The organism is Veillonella sp. 6_1_27, from assembly GCF_000163735.1.
In the GTDB taxonomy this organism is placed as follows: Bacteria; Bacillota; Negativicutes; order Veillonellales; family Veillonellaceae; genus Veillonella; species Veillonella parvula_A.
On record NZ_GG770215.1, the window covers coordinates 215,799 to 230,631 of the forward strand.

Annotated in this window: 16 protein-coding genes; all 16 read left to right on the top strand. The window is 38.2% G+C overall.

Features of this window, described 5'->3' with window-relative positions:
• The first annotated feature begins 8 nt into the window (after positions 1-8).
• The 16 genes from HMPREF0874_RS00975 to trkA all read left to right on the top strand — a co-directional run bounded on the left by HMPREF0874_RS00975 (position 9) and on the right by trkA (position 14,822).
• On the top strand, positions 9-845 hold the full coding sequence (locus tag HMPREF0874_RS00975) for a transketolase (RefSeq protein WP_039964921.1): 837 nt from the start codon (positions 9-11) through the stop codon (positions 843-845).
• Positions 845-1,777, top strand: coding sequence for a transketolase family protein (locus tag HMPREF0874_RS00980; protein WP_004697368.1), 933 nt, complete (start codon positions 845-847; stop codon positions 1,775-1,777). The genes HMPREF0874_RS00975 and HMPREF0874_RS00980 overlap by 1 nt, the downstream gene beginning before the upstream one ends.
• Before the next feature lie 14 nt (positions 1,778-1,791).
• Entirely contained in the window at positions 1,792-2,478 is a 687-nt protein-coding gene (ftsE, locus tag HMPREF0874_RS00985; RefSeq protein WP_004693165.1) for a cell division ATP-binding protein FtsE, read from the top strand.
• On the top strand, positions 2,468-3,355 hold the full coding sequence (gene ftsX, locus HMPREF0874_RS00990) for a permease-like cell division protein FtsX (RefSeq protein ID WP_004693167.1): 888 nt from the start codon (positions 2,468-2,470) through the stop codon (positions 3,353-3,355). The genes ftsE and ftsX overlap by 11 nt, the downstream gene beginning before the upstream one ends.
• A gap of 5 nt (positions 3,356-3,360) precedes the next feature.
• Complete coding sequence (locus tag HMPREF0874_RS00995) at positions 3,361-4,542, top strand: murein hydrolase activator EnvC (RefSeq protein ID WP_004693169.1); 1,182 nt, start codon at positions 3,361-3,363, stop codon at positions 4,540-4,542.
• Position 4,543: 1 nt separating this feature from the next.
• The gene (locus tag HMPREF0874_RS01000; protein ID WP_008600791.1) at positions 4,544-5,683 is read left to right on the top strand and encodes a S41 family peptidase; all 1,140 of its coding nucleotides are present in this window, start codon (positions 4,544-4,546) and stop codon (positions 5,681-5,683) included.
• Between the two features lie 17 nt (positions 5,684-5,700).
• On the top strand, positions 5,701-6,972 hold the full coding sequence (obgE, locus tag HMPREF0874_RS01005) for a GTPase ObgE (protein WP_004693173.1): 1,272 nt from the start codon (positions 5,701-5,703) through the stop codon (positions 6,970-6,972).
• An 8-nt stretch (positions 6,973-6,980) separates the two neighbouring features.
• Entirely contained in the window at positions 6,981-7,265 is a 285-nt protein-coding gene (gene yhbY / locus HMPREF0874_RS01010; protein WP_004693176.1) for a ribosome assembly RNA-binding protein YhbY, read from the top strand.
• Positions 7,266-7,336: 71 nt separating this feature from the next.
• Positions 7,337-8,458, top strand: a complete 1,122-nt coding sequence (gene proB, locus HMPREF0874_RS01015; RefSeq protein WP_004693178.1) for a glutamate 5-kinase — start codon at positions 7,337-7,339, stop codon at positions 8,456-8,458.
• A gap of 9 nt (positions 8,459-8,467) precedes the next feature.
• Positions 8,468-9,727, top strand: coding sequence for a glutamate-5-semialdehyde dehydrogenase (locus HMPREF0874_RS01020; protein ID WP_039964925.1), 1,260 nt, complete (start codon positions 8,468-8,470; stop codon positions 9,725-9,727).
• A 139-nt stretch (positions 9,728-9,866) separates the two neighbouring features.
• Positions 9,867-10,481, top strand: coding sequence for a nicotinate-nucleotide adenylyltransferase (gene nadD / locus HMPREF0874_RS01025; protein ID WP_039964926.1), 615 nt, complete (start codon positions 9,867-9,869; stop codon positions 10,479-10,481).
• 3 nt (positions 10,482-10,484) lie between these two features.
• Complete coding sequence (gene yqeK, locus HMPREF0874_RS01030; protein ID WP_039965108.1) at positions 10,485-11,054, top strand: bis(5'-nucleosyl)-tetraphosphatase (symmetrical) YqeK; 570 nt, start codon at positions 10,485-10,487, stop codon at positions 11,052-11,054.
• 11 nt (positions 11,055-11,065) lie between these two features.
• Positions 11,066-12,187 (top strand): LCP family protein, encoded by a 1,122-nt coding sequence (locus tag HMPREF0874_RS01035; RefSeq protein WP_039964928.1) that lies wholly within the window; start codon positions 11,066-11,068, stop codon positions 12,185-12,187.
• A gap of 16 nt (positions 12,188-12,203) precedes the next feature.
• Positions 12,204-12,566 (top strand): ribosome silencing factor, encoded by a 363-nt coding sequence (rsfS, locus tag HMPREF0874_RS01040; RefSeq protein WP_039964929.1) that lies wholly within the window; start codon positions 12,204-12,206, stop codon positions 12,564-12,566.
• A 1-nt stretch (position 12,567) separates the two neighbouring features.
• The gene (locus tag HMPREF0874_RS01045; RefSeq protein WP_039964931.1) at positions 12,568-13,476 is read left to right on the top strand and encodes a S1 RNA-binding domain-containing protein; all 909 of its coding nucleotides are present in this window, start codon (positions 12,568-12,570) and stop codon (positions 13,474-13,476) included.
• 5 nt (positions 13,477-13,481) lie between these two features.
• Positions 13,482-14,822, top strand: coding sequence for a Trk system potassium transporter TrkA (gene trkA / locus HMPREF0874_RS01050; protein WP_008600796.1), 1,341 nt, complete (start codon positions 13,482-13,484; stop codon positions 14,820-14,822).
• Positions 14,823-14,833 lie beyond the last annotated feature (11 nt).

Sequence of the window (14,833 nt, forward strand, 5' to 3'; positions counted from 1 at the left end):
AGGTCTCTATGGCTACATTAACACAAGATGTTAAACAATTAGTTCAAGAGAAGGCAAAAGCTATTCGCGTTGGTATTGTACAGTCTGTAACGGCAGCGAAATCCGGTCACCCAGGTGGTTCATTATCCATCGCCGATGTGATGGCCTTGTTGTACTATGTTGAGATGAATGTAGATCCAGCAAATCCAAAAGCTCCTAATAGAGATCGTTTTGTCCTTTCTAAAGGTCATGCAGCGCCTGCACTATACGCTACATTGGCTGAAAAAGGTTATTTCTCTAAAGAAGAACTTTTGAACTTACGTAAAATTAATCATATGTTACAAGGCCATCCTGATATGAAACACACACCAGGTGTAGATATGTCTACAGGTTCTTTAGGACAAGGCATTTCTGCGGCTTGTGGTATGGCATTGGCAGGCAAAATTGATAATGCAGATTACCGTGTATACTCTATTCTTGGTGATGGTGAGCTTGAAGAAGGTCAAGTGTGGGAAGCTGCAATGTTTGCTGGCTTTTATAAACTGAATAATTTGACAGCTTTTGTCGATTTTAACGGTCTTCAAATTGATGGTGATATTACTAAAGTTCTTTCTCCATTACCAATTCCAGAAAAGTTCAAAGCTTTCAATTGGAATGTTATTGAAGTTAATGGTCATGACCTTGATGAGCTTCATAATGCTATTGAAACTGCGAAAGCTTTCACAGAAGGCCCAACATGTATTATCATGCATACTGTAAAGGGTAAAGGCGTTGAAGAGATGGAAGGTCAAGCAGGCTGGCATGGTAAAGCACCAAGTGAAGAGCAAGGTGTAGCCTTTGTTAATGAAATTATGGGGGTGCAATAATGGGTAAAGCAACACGTGAAGCATATGGTAATGCGCTAGCTCGCATTGGTAAAGAGAATACTAATATTATCGTACTAGATGCGGATTTATCCAAATCTACTAAAACAGATACATTTAAAGCTGTGTGCCCGGAACGTTTCTTTAACGTAGGTATTGCAGAGCAAAACTTGATTTCTGTTGGTGCTGGACTTGCAGCGGCAGGTAAGATTCCATTTGTATCATCTTTCTCCATGTTTGCTACAGGACGTGCATTTGAACAAATTCGCAATGCTGTATGCTATCCTAAATTAAACGTGAAAGTATGTGCTACACATGCGGGCATTACTGTTGGTGAGGATGGTGCAACGCACCAAAGTTTAGAGGATATTTCCTGTATGCGTACATTGCCAAATATGACTGTAGTGGTGCCTGCTGATGAGCGTGAAACAGAGGCTGTTATCGAATGGGCTGCATCTTATAACGGCCCAGTATACGTTCGTTTGGGGCGTGCTGGTGTAGATGATGTAACAACAGAAGGCTACTCATTTGTGCCAGGTAAATCTACTATTTTGGTAGATGGTTCTGATGTTACAATTATTGCTTGTGGTGCATTAGTTGGACCTGCTGTAGAGGCATCTAAAACTTTATCTGAATCTAATATATCTGCACGTGTTATTAATATGGCATCTATTAAACCTATTGATGCTGAAGCAATTATAAAAGCCGCTGCGGAAACTGGTGCTATCGTTACAGCTGAAGAACATAATATTATTGGTGGCCTCGGTTCTGCTGTATCTGAAGTAGTAGTATCTAATAAGCCTGTACCTATGGAATTCGTTGGTGTCCAAGATACATTTGGGGAGAGTGGAACACCAAAAGAACTAATGGCAAAGTATGGCTTAACTGCCAATGATATTGTAGAAGCCGTAAAACGTGTAATCGCTCGTAAATAATCAAAGGGGATCCCATGATTGAATTTAAGAATGTTAGTAAAGTCTATGATAATGGTTCTGTTGCATTAGACGATGTGTGTTTAACCATTAACGATGGTGAATTTGTTCTCGTTTGTGGTCACAGTGGTGCAGGGAAATCAACATTATTTAAGTTATTAACACATGAGGTAGTGCCAGATGCTGGTACTGTCATTGTTGATGACTTTGATGTTACGCGTATGAAGCGCAGTAAAATTCCTAAATTGCGGAGAAAGCTTGGCGTTGTATTCCAAGACTTCCGATTATTGCCTAATAAAACGGTAGCAGAGAATATTGCTTTTGCTCTTGAAGTTATTGAAGAAAAACCAAAAATTATTAAAGAAAAGGTGAGTCATGTATTAGACCTTGTTGGTTTATCTGAGAAGGCTAATGATTTACCAGAGGATCTTTCTGGCGGGGAACAACAACGTGTTGCTATTGCGCGTGCAATTGTTAATCGCCCAACAGTATTAATTGCTGATGAACCTACTGGTAACCTTGATCCTGATACTAGTAAGGATATTGTTGAATTGTTTAAGCATATTAACAATTTCGGCACTACCGTTATTATGGTTACCCATAATATGGATCTTGTTTCATACTTGAATAAACGCGTTATTCGTTTAAAAGACGGCCGTGTTCAAAGTGATAATATGAGAGGTGCAGAAATTAATGAAGCCTAGAACGATAAAATACTATTTTAAAGAAGCACTGAAGTCTATGAAACGTAATGGACTTATGACATTAGCGTCCATTTCTACAGTGGCTTTATCCTTATTTATGCTCGGTGTATTCCTTTGTGGTGTCATTAATTTGAATAACATGGCATCCAGTCTAGAAAATCAAGTACAGTTAAGTATTTACTTAAAGGATGGCTTAACAACTGATCAAATTATGGCAGTAGGAAAGCAAATTAAGGCTATACCTAACTTAAAGCATTTAGAATTTGTTAATAAAGAGCAAGCTATGAAGGAGTTCAAAGAACGCCTTGGTGATCAGCAACAATTGGTGAATGCTTTAGGTGATGTAAATCCGTTGCCTAACTCATATGTGTTAACCTTTGATAATCCTAGCGATGTTAAAGCAACTGCAAAATTAGCTACGACATTCCAAGGCGTAGAAAGTACACACTATGGTCAAGATATTGTAGAAGAGCTTTTCCGCATTACGCAAGTAATTCGTATTGGTGGGATTGTATTGATTGCTTTCCTAGCAGCTGCAACACTATTCATCATTTCAAATACAATTCGGTTGACTGTATTCGCACGTCGTAAAGAAATTGCAATCATGAAATATGTAGGTGCTACTAATGGATTTATTCGTTGGCCATTTTTGATTGAAGGCATGTTGTTAGGCTTAATTGGTGCTATCATTGCCGTTCTTTGCGTTGGTGAATTTTATCACTTCATCACAATGGAAGTTTCTGAATCATTAGCATTCTTCCCTTTAGTACCAATGTTCCCATTCTTCTATGATGTAGCCCTTTATATCTTAGGTGGCGGCATAGTAGTAGGTGCTATTGGTAGTACTATTTCTTTGAAACAATACATGAAGGTGTAATGTTTATGAATAATAGTATATTTAAATCTCGCTTCGTAGCGGCAATTTTGACTGGTATAGTGGTATTGGGAACACCATTATACATCGTTGCAGAGGACGAAGATTTAACAAATCAACTTGATTCAATTCAACAACAAGTTAATCAACAAAATGCTAAAAAGGCAGATGCTGAAACTGTAATAGTCAGTGTATCCGAACAGTTACGTCAAATCGAAGAACAATTACGTCAGGCTCAGCAACAATTGGATTCTATTCAACAACAACGTATAGCTGTTGAAAATGATATTACAGTGAATGAAAAATTACTTGCTGAAGCACAAAAGCGACTAGAAGGGCGAGAAGCCGTATTTTATAAGCGTGTACGTGATATTTATATTAATGGTCGTTTAAGTTACTTAGATGTAGTTATTGGATCTAAAGATTTTACAGACTTTGCTAATCGTTTAGAAATTTTAAAACGAATTATTGATTCTGATATTAAATTAATTGAGGAAATCAAAAAAGAGCGCGCTGAAATAGCGGCTCGAAAGCAAGCACTAGAACAGTCTCGCGCAAAACTAGTTGAGCTTGAAAAAGCAGCTGCGGCAAAACGAGCTGAAATAGAGCAAAAGAAGAAAGAACGTGAGGTAGTTCTTCAAAAGGCTCAAAATGATCGTGCTACAGCAATGCAAGCAGTAGAAGAATTAAATGCATCTTCTGCACAGATTACAGCGTTATTGAAAGCACGTCAAGCAGAGCGTGCCGCTGCTCGTGCTGCAGCAGCGGCTCAACAATCTTCACCAACTTACTCTTGGGTACAAGGGTCTGGTCAACTTGGGTGGCCTGTAAGTGGTGAAATTACCTCTCCATATGGCTATCGTACACATCCGATTTGGGGCACTACAATTTATCATTCTGGCATTGATATTGGTGTTGATGAAGGTACACCTGTTCATGCTGCAGATGGTGGTACTGTTGCTTGGTCGGGTTGGATGGGTGGCTATGGTTATGCCGTAGTTATCGATCATGGTAATGGCATGTCTACTCTTTATGGACATAATTCTGAACTTGCTGTCTCTGAAGGGCAAGATGTAGGTAAGGGTCAAGTTATTGCCTATGCTGGTAGCACAGGTAATAGTACAGGGCCACATGTACATTTTGAAGTTCGTATAAGTGGGGATCCTGTGGATCCTATGGGATATTTATAATATGAAATTTGATACACGTACAGTGTTATGGAGTCTATTGAAATATATAGGCTCTGGCATTGTTATTATGTGGCTTACATTTTGGTATCTTTCCGGTTCATTCTGGGGGCTACCAAGATTATTTATAGCCTATTATACTGCGAGTCAAGTTTTTATGACACCTATGGCTAAAACTACCCTTTATGATGGTATGCTAAAGGGGTTAATTGACTCTTTGGGAGAACCGCATAGTGTTTATTTAAATGCAGAAGAATATAAATCTATGAAAATGCAAACATCTGCAACATATGCTGGTGTTGGTATGGTCCTTGGTACTGATGATAAAGGTCTATATGCAGTTAGCGTAATGGAAGACCAACCAGCTTTTAAAGCTGGAATTAAACCTGGAGACCACATTATTGCTATCGATGGACAATCCACTACTGAAATTCCGGTAGAGGAAGCATCTTCTCGTATTCGTGGCGAAGCTGGTACTACTGTATCTCTAGATATTGAACGTAATGGTGAAAAGTTGCATTTTGATATCACTCGTGAATCCATAGTTTTGCCTACTGTTAAAAGTAAAATGCTTACTAGCACAGTTGGATATATTCGTATTAGTCAGTTTGCAGAAAATACCGCAGAAGATTTTGCCACTCAATATAAAGAGCTTCAATCTCAAGGTATGAAGGCTCTTGTCTTGGACCTACGAGATAATCCAGGCGGTTTATTATCTACTACTGAAAAGATATCTAACTATATTATGCCTCCAGGTACACTCGTAACAGTACAAAATCGATCAGGTAAAAAGGATACTTATAAGTCAGATGGACCTGATGTAGCTATGCCATTGGTTGTTTTAGTTAATAAGGGCTCTGCTAGTGCATCAGAAATCATAGCAGGGGCTGTTCAAGATCGTAAATTAGGCACTATCGTAGGTACTAATACATATGGTAAAGGTACCGTTCAAACTATTTTCCCTAGTTTAGATGATGAAGGAATTAAAGTAACTATTGCTAAGTACCACACGCCAAGTGATCGTGTTATTGATGGAACAGGTATTAAACCTGATGTAGAAATCGATTTACCAAAAGGTGTACATCCATCTAGTACATTAGATGATATTCAAATTAAAAAAGCATTAGAGCTATTACAGCAATAATGCATAGGAGTTAAATTATGTTTATAGATAGAGCGCGCGTCTTTGTTAAAGCTGGTGACGGTGGGGATGGTATGTCCAGCTTCCGTCGAGAAAAATACGTTCCAAATGGCGGCCCTAGTGGTGGTGATGGTGGTAAAGGTGCGGATGTTGTTTTTAAAGCTGACAAGAATATTAATACGCTTGTAGACTTTAGATATAAACGTCAGTTTAAGGCACCAGCTGGCGGTAATGGTGAAAGCTCTAATAAGCACGGTCGAGGTTCCGATCCTCTTATCATTCCAGTTCCATTGGGTACAGTAATTAAAGATGAGGAAACAGGAAAAATCTTTTGCGATCTTGTCAACGATGGCGATACCTTTGTTATTGCCAAAGGTGGTCGTGGCGGCCGTGGCAATGCTCGATTCCAAACTAGTGCTAACCGTGCACCAACCTTTGCAGAAAAGGGTGAACCTGGTGAAGAATTCTGGTTACAATTAGAGCTTAAAGTATTAGCTGATGTAGGTTTATTAGGTTATCCATCTGTTGGTAAATCTAGTATTTTGCGAAAAGTATCTAAAGCTCAACCAGAGGTGGCAGCATATCACTTTACTACACTAACACCAGTACTTGGGGTAGTTACAATTTCTGGAGATCGTAGCTTTGTTTTGGCCGATATTCCGGGCCTTATTGAAGGGGCTAGTGAAGGTGTGGGGTTAGGTCACAATTTTCTACGTCATGTTGAACGTACGAATATTTTAATTCATGTTCTAGATGTATCTGGTATGGAAGGCCGAGACCCTAAGGTCGACTTTGATGCGATTAATGAAGAGTTACGTAAATACTCTGAAAAATTGGCTAATAAAAAACAAATTGTAGCTCTCAATAAGATCGATATGGTCTTTGATGACACGACGATTCCCGAAACAAAAAAATATTTTGAAGATAAAGGCTATGAAGTATTTCTCATTAACGCCTTAAGTGGTGAAGGTTTGTCAGAGCTTATGGAACGAGCTTACTACTATGTAGAAAACTACGAACCAGAGCCTGAAGCAAATGATGACACAGTTGTATACGAAGCAAAACAAGATGTAGAATTTGTCATTACTCGTGGTGATGATGCTGCTTTCTACATTACTGGTAAACGTATTGAACGATTAGTAGCTATGACAAATCTTGACGATGATCAATCTCTTCGTAGATTCCAACGCATTTGGCGCTTTATGGAGCTTGATGCAAAATTGAAGGAAAAAGGCTGTAAAGACGGTGATGAAGTTGTAATCGGCGATCAGCGCTTTACTTTCCAAGAGTAGGAGTAATAATGACAGGAAAACAAAAACGGTATTTACGTTCATTGGCGGCTACAATACCACCGGTTGTCCAAATTGGTAAAAATGGTTTAGAGGATAGCGTTATAGATAGTGCTCGTGCAGCGATTACAGCACGTGAGCTTATTAAGGTTAAATTACATAATAATAGTCCTGAAGATAAGACAATTTTTCAAGACTTAGCAGATATGCTTGGCGCTGAACTAGTTCAAGTGATTGGTTTTAATGGTGTTTTATATAAAGCTAAAAAAGAACCTAAAATCATTTTGCCAAAATAATTTTATATCTAGTAGATCATAAAAATTTGTATACATCGTAGTTAAGAATTTCAACCTTAGGAGGTTAGTCTATGCGCAGCGCCATCGTTAATGCAAAACGAATTGTAGTCAAAGTTGGTAGCAGTACGCTTTGTTACACTAATGGACATTTAAATTTGGAGCGTATTGAAAGATTAGTGCGCCAATTATCAGATTTGGCTAACCAAGGTAAAGAGATTATTCTTGTTTCCTCTGGTGCTACTGGTGCAGGTCTTGCCCCTTTAGGCTTTAAAGAAAAGCCTAGAGATCTCGTATTAAAACAAGCAGCTGCTGCAGTAGGTCAAGGTATTCTCATTCATATGTACGAGCGCATGTTTCGAGAATATGGTCGAACCGTAGGGCAAATTCTTTTAACGAAAGAGGATAGTACTGGACGACATAGTTATCTTAACTTGCGTAATACATTACATACTTTATTGCAACTTAACGTTATTCCTATTATTAATGAAAATGACGTGGTTGCTATCGAAGAATTTAAAATCGGTGATAACGATACATTATCTGCTACTGTTGCAGGTATTGTAGATGCAGATTTACTTATCATTTTGTCAGATATTGAAGGCTTATATACAGCTAACCCAGCCACTAATCCAGATGCTACTTTGATAGAAACTGTTTCTGAAATTAACGATGAAACCTATGCTATTGCAGGTGGTGCTGGTTCTAATATGGGAACGGGTGGTATGTATACAAAAATTAAAGCTGCTCATATGGCAACAAATTCTGGTGTACCAATGGTTATTACCTCAGGTGAAGTAGAGGATTCTGTTCGTCGTGTATGTAAGGGTGAACAAATTGGGACACTCTTTGAAGCCCATGATGCAAGTTTATCTGGTAAACATCATTGGTTAGCTTTTGGTAAACGATTAAAAGGCTCCATTACGATTGATGACGGGTGTGCTCGCGCTGTTTTAGATAAGGGTGCTAGCATTCTGCCCGCTGGTATTATTGAAGTAGAGGGGACTTTTGGACCTGGTGATACAATTTCCATTTATCATGATCATAAGGAAATTGGTCGTGGACTTATTAATTATAGTATTGATGATATGAAGGCGATTAAAGGTCACAATACAAATGATATAGCCGAGATTCTGGGTATTAATACGACCTATGATGAGGCTGTACATCGTAATAATCTAGTTTTATTACACTGAGGAAATCCTATGAACCAGTATGAAAAAATTTGTAAAGATATGGGCCAGAGAGCTAAAACGGCATCTTTTGAATTAGCCCAACTCGACCAAGAAACTTTAGATTCTGCATTGTTAGCAATTGCTGATGCTGTAGAAGCACAAACAGATGAAATTATGGCGGCTAATGAGTTAGACCTAGAAAAATCTGTTGATTATAATTTACCTCGAACTATGATAGATCGATTGACTTTGACACCTAGTCGCATTGCTCAAATGGCAGAAGGGGTGCGTCAAGTGGCTGCTCTTGAAAGTCCTGTAGGTTCCATTATAGAAACAATCACTCGGCCTAATGGTTTGATTATTGAAAAGCGATCAGTACCTTTTGGTGTTATTGGTATCATCTTTGAAGCCCGTCCAAATGTAACCATAGATGCAGGTGTTCTTTGTTTAAAGACAGCAAATGCTACAATTTTACGAGGTGGTAAGGAGGCATTTCACACGAATCAAATCATCGTGTCTATCATGCGGGATACCTTAGAGTCGTTAGGTATTAATGGTGACTCTATTCAACTCGTTGAGGTGCTTGATCGAGATCTGGTTGGAGTACTTTTACAACAACGGGAATATATTGATGTAATCATTCCACGTGGGGGTGCTGGACTTATTCGTCGTGTTGTAGAAGATAGTAGCATTCCTGTTATTGAAACTGGCAGCGGTGTATGTCATACCTTTGTTGATGAATTTGCTGATTTAGAGATGGCTTTAGAAATTGCAGTCAATGCTAAAGTTCAACGTCCATCTGTATGTAACTCTATGGAAACCTTACTAGTTCATCAAGCTGTGGCTAGAGAGTTTTTACCACGCCTTAATATAGCACTACTAGAATATGGTGTTCGTATTCATGGTGATGAGGCTGTAGCTCAATATATGGAGAATACAATTCCTTTAACAGAAGAGTCTTTCAGCACAGAATACAATGATATGGACTTAAATGTGCGTATCGTTGAAAATCTTGAAGAAGCTATTGAACATGTGAATCGGTATACTACACATCACTCTGAGGCTATTATCACAGATGAACCTATGCGTGCTAATGTATTTATGAATTTAGTAGATTGCTCTACTGTGTATCATAATGCATCTACACGTTTTACAGATGGCTTTGAGTTTGGCTTTGGTGCTGAGATTGGCATTAGTACACAAAAACTCCATGCTCGAGGGCCTATGGGGTTACAAGCTCTAACATCTTATAAATACTTTGTATTTGGAGAAGGCCAAGTACGGACGTGAAGAAATTATATTATTTTATAAGAGCATATTATAGATACATTCAAACACCAAAGGGACGATATGAATGGATATCCTATATAAAAGCATTGCTCATATTCATCATTATTTGTGTCATTGTCATTAAGGGAGTGACCACATTATGGTAGATAAACGTCGTATAGGTATAATTGGTGGAACATTTAATCCCATTCATTTAGGTCATCTAATGATTGCAGAGGTGGCTTGTGAAAGCTTTAATTTAGAAAAGGTTATCTTTGTACCTGCTCGTATTCCACCACATAAGCAATATGATGTGATAGATAGTCATCATCGCTATGCTATGACGGCGGCCGCAGTTTCGGATAATCCAAATTTTGAAATTTCTGATGTAGAGATGCGCCGAGAAGGCCCTTCGTATACCGTTGATACGATTCAATATTTTAAAAAACTATATGGTCCTACTGTTGAATTTTACTTTATTGCAGGGACTGATACTATTCGTGCATTACCGACTTGGAAATTTATAGATGAACTGATAGATGAGGTTCATTTTATTGGAGCTACTAGACCAGATGGATCGAGTGCTATTGATTCTACTTTGGATGAATTAGGAGCTAAAGCACGGGAAAAAATACATGTTATGGAAGTGCCTGAAATGAAATTGTCTGCTACGTATTTACGAGAACGCTTACGGTCTGGAAAGACAGTTCGTTATATGTTGCCTAAATGTGTAGTGGATTATATAGAAGAAAACCATATATATGGGAAGGAATAAATGATGTTATCGTTTGATGAAATACAACATAGGGTAAGTCAATGGATGGGAAAAAAACGTTTTAAGCATACCCTGGGTGTTGTTGAATCTGCAACTCAGTTGGCTAAACTTTATAATGTTGATGTAGAAAAAGCACGATTAGCGGCATTACTGCATGATTGTGCTAAAGAAATGCCTTTGAAAGAGATGCAAGATTTGGTGAAGGAGAATAATTACAAAGCTGATGAAGAATTATTAGCCAATGGTAATCTTTTACATGGATTAGCAGGTATGATTCGAGCTAAACTTGAGTTTTCTATAACCGATTCAGAAATTTTAGAAGCTATTCGTGTTCATACAACTGGTAAGGTGGGAATGTCTACATTAGATAAAGTTATATTCTTAGCAGATTATATTGAACCCAATCGTGATTTCCTAGGTGTTGATGAACTTCGAACGGTAGCTAAAAAAGATCTAAATAAGGCTGTATTGCTTGGTTTTGACAATACTATTAATCACCTTATTGAGCAACATCTTTCTATTTATCCTTTGACCATTCTTGGTCGTAATGATGTATTAAAATCTTGTAAATAATGGAGTTTTATATGGACGAACGTGAACGAGCAAGAGCTCGCCGACGTAGAAAAAGACGTCAACAAAAGTCATCTGTGAAGTGGCCCAGAGTTATTCTGGCTATTGTTGTAGTTTTTACTTTGCTCGGTGGGATAGGGTATGGCATATATAGTGGTGTATCTTATGCATATAGAGCAATTGTCGGAACTACTGAAGCTACTGAAGCCGTGATAGATAGTGAAAATAAACAGGACGCAAATACTGTATCAGTAGAGCAAAAAGGCTTAGATAAACCTTTATATATTTTGGTTATCGGCACTGATGACAATAATCCTAGTCAAGGTGATAGTCTATTCCTATTATCTGTAAACCTTGATCAAAAAACGATGGACGTTATCGGCATTCCAAGTAATAGTAAAATCGATAATCGTGATCAAACCGATGCGACTATGTTAAATAGTATTTATGAAAAAGGAGGCATTGAACTTACTAAAGCTGTAATTGAGGATATGTTCCATATTTCAATCCCGTACTATGTAGTAGTTAATCAAACTGCCTTCAAGAAAACTAATGATGTGTTAGGAAATCAGCAAATTTATGTAGAACAACCGATGGAACATATTGATGCAGAAGGCAATATAGATATTGATTTGCGACGTGGTTACCAAACTTTAGATAGTAATAATGCCTTAGCATATTTACGATATTCTGATCCTAAACACGATACCTTTACTCGTGTGCAACGACAAGAGCGATTCTTAAAGTTGTGGGTGGAACAAGAGCATAATGCATTTTTTATAACAAATGCATGGCATATTTGGCGTATTTGGGAGCATTTTGATAGTAATATCTCCACTTTAGATGCTATTAAACTGGTATATAATGCGAGCAAAATTAATAAGGAAGAGATCCACTTCTATATTCTTCCTGGTGAAAAAGAGCTTATAGGTGAAACGACTTATTGGAAGGTAAACCCTACGGAAGCTCAGCGTTTAGTGGGTATTACAATGGGTAATTTACCAGCTAATGAAATGACGCAATTTATATCTGCACCAACAAATAGTATGTCGAAAGTTGCACCTGAATCGGAACATAATGGGGGCACTATTACAAAGCCCACAGAACCAGGTGAGGAGAGCGGTAGTAAGCGATAAGATAAGAGGCAATATAATGAAAAAGAAAGAAGATATTAAACAAATCGTATTAGAACTTGCACAAGCTGCATTTGATAAAAAGGGCAGAGATATTGAAATTCTTGATTTAGAAGGTATTTCAATGTTAGGTGATTATTTTTTGATTGCCAGTGCAAATAATAGTAAGCAATCTCAAAGCATTGCTGATGAAATGGAAGATAAAGCAGCCGAATTAGGTATAACCGTACAGCATAGAGAAGGTTATCGTGAAGGTGAATGGATCTTATTGGATTTTGGCGATATAATTTGTCATGTCTTTGGTGGTGATGAATTGCGTGAATTCTACGGTTTAGAAGAATTGTGGAATGACGCTGGTCGAGTTCCATTTGAAGGAGTATAATATGGCTACAGAATTGTTGGAAAATACAATTGCCACATTGAAAGTATTGCGTACTAGTGACCAAGGTGCTTTTCTAGATGGTCAAACAGGCAATACAAATGATGATATTTTGCTTCATAAAGATCAACAAACTTCACCAGTTACTATAGGAGATGCGGTAGAAGTATTTTTATATCGCGATCCAAAGGGGCGTTTAACTGCTTCTATGCGTTTACCAGCTATGAAGGTTGGCCAAATTGGTTATGTTGAGGTCATCAATACGACAAATTTTGGTTGCTTCGTTGAGGTTGGCACAGAACGTGGTATCTTTATGCCTCATGCGGAGATGCGTGGTCGCCCTCAGGTAGGGGAAAAGGTGTGGGTTCGTCTTTATACAGATAAATCTGGCCGTTTTGCGGTCTCCATGGATGTAGATGATGAAATGCGTCGTGCCTCTAAAGCTGCTACTGAAGCTACGGTTGGTCAACTTGTAAAAGGTGCTATCTATAACTTAACGAGTGAGGGGGCATTTTTTATCACTCCTGAGCGTTGGATTGCCTTTTTACATCGTTCTGAAATGACGAGAAAGTTAAAAGTAGGGGAAATGATTGAAGGTCGTATTACTTTCAAACGCGATGATGGTCGTGTCAATGTATCTATGCGCCCTACAAAGGAAAAAGCTCTTGTTTCAGATGGTGATATTATTATGGAATATCTTTTAAATCGCGGTGGAAAGATGCCATATAGTGATGAGTCTTCAGCGATGTTGATTAAAGATAAGTTCAATATTAGTAAGGCTGCGTTCAAACGTGCCTTAGGGCATTTAATGAAAGAGAAAAAAATTGTTCAGGAGGATGGTTGGACATTGCTTACCGACATAGGTCGCCAATGGACACCTCTTGTTAGTGATGAGTCCCAAGATGAGGAATAAAGACGATGAAAATTGTCATTGTAGGCGCTGGTAAGGTTGGTTATTCATTAGCACAACGTCTTATTCAAGACGATCATGATGTATATGTTATCGATCGCTCACCAGAACGCATTCATAATCTTGAAAATACATTAGATGTTAGCCTAGTTTTAGGAAATGGCAGTGATGTTCAATTATTGAATGAAATCGATATGTCTGATGTTGGTATGTTTATTGCTGTTACTGATTCAGATGAGGTTAATATGCTATCCTGTTCGGTAGCTAAAATAAAAGGTGTGCCTACAACTATTGCACGCGTTCGTGATAATAGTGTGGCGGAACATATGGATGAGGAGATACGAGCTCAATTAGGTGTTGATCTTTTCATCAATCCTGAAATGGTTACAGCTCAAGAGTTACTACAAATTTTAGAAACACCATCAGCTATAGATGTTGAGGAGTTCGGTCAAGGTGCTGTGCGCCTTATGGAATTCAAATTGAATAATGAATTTCCTCTATTAGAACAGCCACTAAAAGAAATTCGCTTTCCTGAAGGTGTTCTATTAGTTGGTATTTTGCGCTATGGTGAAATGATTATTCCGCATGGTGAAAGTCGCTTACAGGCTGATGATAGTGTATTTTTCCTAGGTTTGAAAGAGTCCGTTTCTGAAGTGGAGAAACTTTGGTTCCATAATTATAATACATTCTATAAAAGGGCTGTAATCATTGGGGCAGGTCTCTTAGGTCGTAACTTAACTGTATTATTAGAAAAAGCTGGTTTTTCTGTGAAGGTTATTGAAAAAGACTTTGACCGTTGTGAGAAACTGGCAAATCAAGTGGATAAAGCCATGGTTATCAATGGGGATGGTACTGATTTTGATTTGCTCGAAGCTGAGGAAATTGCTGATAGCGATGTAATTATTGCTCTAACAGATGATGATAAACTTAACTTACTTGTAGCACTTGTAGGGAAGCATATGGGCATCCCAAAAACCGTTGTTCGTGTGGGACGGCCAGAATATATTATGCTGATGGAGCAAGTAGGTATTGATGTAGTATTTTCTCCACGTTTATTAACTGCAAGTCAAATTTTGCGCTTTGTACGAAGTGGAGAAGGGGTTGTATCTATTTCCACCTTTGAAGGTGGTAAAGCCGAATCTATCGAAATTGAAATTACCAATGAATCACCTGTAGCAGGTAAACAATTGAAAGATATTCGTTTACCTGGGAAGGCCTTAGTAGGTGTAATTTTACGGGAAAATGAAGCTATCGTACCTCGTGGTAATACTCAAATTTTAGATGGTGATCATATCGTTCTCTTTACATTACCTGAATCGGTAAGCAAATTGCTTAAATATCTTACTTAGTAAGGAGGGGC